Consider the following 4612-nt stretch of genomic DNA (forward strand, 5'->3'; position numbering starts at 1 on the left):
CCTCTTCGAAGACCAGCCCACCCACCCCATAGACCTGCCCACCTACCCCTTCCAGCACAAGCACTACTGGATGCATGCCACGCAGGACACGGTGGATGTGCAGCAGGCAGGACTGGAGAGTGCCGAACACCCGCTGCTGGGCGCGGTAGTAGAGCTGCCCGGGTCCGAGAGCGTGGTCCTGTCGGGCCGCCTCTCGGTCGAGCAACAGCCCTGGCTGGCCGACCACGCGGTGATGGGCACCGTCCTGTTCCCCGGCACCGGCTTCGTCGAACTGGCCATCCGGGCAGGCGACGAGGTCAACTGCCCGGTGCTGGACGAACTCACACTCCACAACCCACTCGCCCTGCCCGAACACGGCGGCGTCGCGGTACAGGTGATGACAGCCGCCCCCGATCAGAACGGCCACCGACACCTACGCATACACGCACGACCCGAGCACGCCACCCCCGACGAAGAATGGACCCTGCACGCCGAAGGCATCCTCACCCCCGACACCACCCCCACCAACACACCCACAGACATGGAGACATGGCCCCCCGCCCACGCCACCCCGCTACCACTCGACGAGTTCTACGACCGGCTGGCCAAGCAGGGACTCCACTACGGCTCCGTCTTCCAGGGCGTACGCGCCGCATGGCACCGTGCCGACGAGGTGTTCGCCGAGGTCGAACTCCCCGCCCAGACCACCGATGCCACCTCCTACGGCATCCACCCAGCGTTGCTGGACGCCGCCCTGCACGCCGCGCTCCTCGTCCCGGACGACGAGAACGACAAGAACGATGGAAGGAGCGAGAGGGACGAGGACGGACAAATCCCTTCGGTGCCCTTCGCCTGGAACGGCGTACGACTGCACACGTCCGGGGCGTCCGCCCTGCGGGTCCGGATTTCGGGCGGTGCCATCAGCGCGGCCGACGCCACCGGAACCCCGGTGATCACTGTGGAGTCGCTGACCACCCGCCCGGTGACCAGCGACCAGCTCACCACCACCGGCGCCAACGCTTCCGGCTCGCTCTACCGGCTCGACTGGGTACCTGTCTCCGCTCCCGCGTCCCTCGCCGATCCCGCCGCGCCTGACTGGGCGGTTGTGGGCCGCGCCGCCTCCGGACCCGGTGCCTATCCGGACATGGCCGCCCTGCTCGACGCGGTCGGCTCCGGGGACCTGCCCGTGCCCGAGACCGTACTCGTCGTTGTCGCGGATCAGGACCCCGTCCGCCCCGTGCCCGAGACGGTCCGCGCATCCGTCGATGGCGCTCTCGACGCCCTCCGGACGCTGCTGACCGACGCCCGGTTGGAGGCAACCCGGCTGGTCCTGGCCACCTGTGGTGCGGTGGCCACCGCGGCCGACGAGAGCGTCACCGACCTGGGACATGCGGCGGTGTGGGGCCTGGCGCGCGCCGCGCAGGAGGAGGAACCCGGCCGGATCGTACTGATGGACCTGCCGACCCCGTACACCTCGCTGCACACCGCCCTGCACGCCCCCATGCTCACTCTCCAAACCGCCTTGGCCGCCGACGAACCGCAACTGGCCCTGCGCGGCGACCGCCTCCTGGCCCCCCGCCTGACGCGGCAACCAGCCCGCACAACCGTGGAAGCGGGCCAGCGGCACGAAGCACCGGACTGGGACCGCGACGGCACCGTGCTGATCACCGGCGGTACCGGGGGCCTAGGCCGCCAGATCGCCCGGCACCTGGTGACCGAACACGGCATGCGCCACCTGGTGTTGGCCGGCCGCCGCGGCATCGAGGCGCCCGGCGTCTCGGACCTGGTCGCCGAACTGGCCGAGCTGGGCGCCCGGACCACGATCGCGGCCTGCGACATCACGGACCGGGAAGCGATCGCCGGGCTGTTGGCCGATATCCCCGCCGAGCATCCGTTGACCGCCGTCGTGCACTCCGCCGGAGTCCTGGACAACGCCCTGATCACCGACCTGACACCACGGCACCTCGACAACGTGCTCAAGGCCAAGGCCGACGCCGCATGGCACCTGCACGAACTGACGCGCAGCCTGGACCTGTCGGCCTTCGTCCTGTTCTCCTCCGCCGCCGGCGCCCTCGGCACCGCCGGCCAGGGCAACTACGCCGCTGCCAACGCGTTCCTCGACGCACTCGCCCACCACCGCCGCAGCCTCGGCCTGCCGGGCCAATCTCTCGGCTGGGGACCGTGGAGCGGAGGCCTGGGCATGGCCGGAGACCTGGCCGACACCGACCGCTCCCGCATGCTCCGCAACGGAATCCAGGCACTCTCTCCCGACGAGGGCCTCCGGCTCTTCTCCATGGCCGTGCGCGCCGCGCCCGGAGGCGACCCCGCGCTGTTGCCGTTGCGGCTGGACCTCGGCGCCCTGCGGGCCCAGGCCCAGGCCGGAAACCTGCCGACGGCACTGCGCGGCCTGGTCCCCACCCCATCGTCCCGGCGTACGGCCCAGGACGCGGCCGGCAACAACGGGCGAGCCCTGACGGCACGGCTCGCCGCACTCTCGGACAACGAACGCGAACGCGCGCTCACCGACCTGGTGCGCGGCCATGTCGCCGCCGTCCTCGGCCACGGCACGGGCGAGGCGACCGCGATCGAGGCCCACCACACGTTCCAGACCCTCGGCTTCGACTCGCTGACCGCGATCGAACTCAGGAACCAGATCAAGAAGGTCACCGGCCTGCACCTGTCGGCCACCGCCGTCTTCGACTACCCGAGCCCGGCAGCGCTGGCCCGCCACCTCGGCGAGCAACTGGCCGCCCAGTGGCCGTCGGGCCATGGGCAGAGCCTTCGCTCGGTACTGGCCGAGGCGGACCGGCTGGAGGCCGCCTTGGCCGCGGTGCCCCAGGGCGACGGTGAACTCACCAGGATCACCGGGCGGTTGGAGACGCTGCTACGCCGCTGGCACGGCCGACTGGCCGACGCCGACCCGGACGCGGGCCCGACGGACGGTTCGACCGGACCCACCACAGATCTTCAATCGGCCACGGACGACGAGCTCTTCGAAGTCCTCGACGCCGAACTCGGACTGCCAGGGAGTGCCTGACGGAATGGCGAACGACGAGAAACTCCGCGATTACCTCAAACGCGCCACGGTCGATCTCCGCGAAGCCCGCCGACGCCTCCGCGAAACCGAGGAAAGGGCACACGAGCCGATCGCCGTCGTCGGCATGGGCTGCAGGCTGCCCGGCGGTGTGACCTCTCCCGAGGAGTTGTGGGAGACGGTCGCAGGCGGCCACGACGCCCTGTCACCGTTTCCCGCCGATCGAGGCTGGGACCTCGCGTCCCTCCACGGCCCCGACCCTTACCCCCACCCCGACAGGACCGGGACCAGCCACGCCCAGGCAGGCGGCTTCCTCGACGACATCGCCGACTTCGATGCCGGACTGTTCGGCATCAGCCCGCGCGAGGCACTGGCCATGGACCCGCAACAGCGCTTGCTGCTGGAGACCACCTGGGAGGCCCTGGAACGCGCGGGCATCGACCCGCTGTCACTGCGCGAAAGCCGGACCGGAGTGTTCGCCGGAGCCATGTACCACGACTACGCCACCCGGGCCATGAACGTGCCCGACGACGTCGCCGGGTACCTGCTCCTCGGCAACTCCACAGCCGTCCTCTCCGGCCGGATCTCCTACGTCCTCGGCCTCCAGGGCCCCGCCGTCTCCATCGACACCACCTGCTCCACCTCGCTGGTCACCCTCCACCTGGCCTGTGCCGCGCTGCGCCGCAAGGAGTGCTCGCTGGCGATCGCCGGAGGCGCCACGGTCATGTGCGCACCGGACGTGTTCGTGGAGTTCAGCCGCCAGGGCGTGCTGTCCCGCGACGGCCGGTGCAAGGCGTTCTCGGCTTCGGCCGACGGTACGGGCTGGTCGGAAGGGGTGGGAGTGCTGGTCCTTGAACGATTGTCCGAGGCGCGGCGCAACAATCACCAAGTCCTGGCGGTCATTCGAGGGTCGGCGGTCAACCAGGACGGTGCCTCCAACGGCCTGACCGCCCCCAACGGCCCCGCCCAACAGCACGTGATCCGCCAGGCACTCGCCGACGCGGGCCTGTCCCCGGCGGACGTCGACGTGGTGGAGGCGCACGGTACGGGGACGTCCCTGGGGGACCCGATCGAGGCGCAGGCGCTCATCGCCACGTATGGGCAGGACCGGCCCGGGGGCCGACCGTTGTGGCTGGGTTCGCTGAAGTCGAACATCGGTCACACCCAGGCGGCGGCCGGGGTGGCCGGTGTGATCAAGATGGTCATGGCCATGCGCAACAACCTGTTGCCCCGGACGTTGCACGTGGACGAGCCGTCACCACATGTCGACTGGTCGGCCGGGTCCGTGGAACTACTGACCGACGCGCGCCCGTGGCATCCGGAGGGGCATCCGCGCCGAGCGGGTGTCTCGTCGTTCGGCATCAGTGGCACCAACGCCCACCTGATCATCGAAGAGGCCCCCCAGACCCAGAACTCCGAGCAGACCGAGCAGTCCGTCCCGGTGCTGCCGGCCCTGCCGGTGGTGCCGTGGGTGCTGTCGGCCCGTACTGAGCAGGCCTTGCGGGAGCAGGCCGCGCGACTGGCGGACCACGTCACCGGGCGGGACCTGGGCCAGATCGACGTGGCCTACTCACTGGCCACCACGCGTGCCGCACTGGA

Annotated in this window: 2 protein-coding genes; both read left to right on the top strand. The window is 70.7% G+C overall.

The window, feature by feature from the left end; translation table 11 throughout:
* Window positions 1-3016: type I polyketide synthase (locus tag AOK17_RS28920; protein WP_157881416.1), on the top strand; the 3016-nt coding region annotated here is incomplete at its 5' end.
* 4 nt (window positions 3017-3020) lie between these two features.
* Window positions 3021-4612 (top strand): type I polyketide synthase (locus AOK17_RS28925; protein WP_206190853.1); only part of this gene is annotated, 1592 nt, incomplete at its 3' end.

Origin of the sequence: Streptomyces phaeochromogenes, assembly GCF_001418655.1 — a bacterium.
Taxonomy (GTDB): domain Bacteria; phylum Actinomycetota; class Actinomycetes; order Streptomycetales; family Streptomycetaceae; genus Streptomyces; species Streptomyces phaeochromogenes.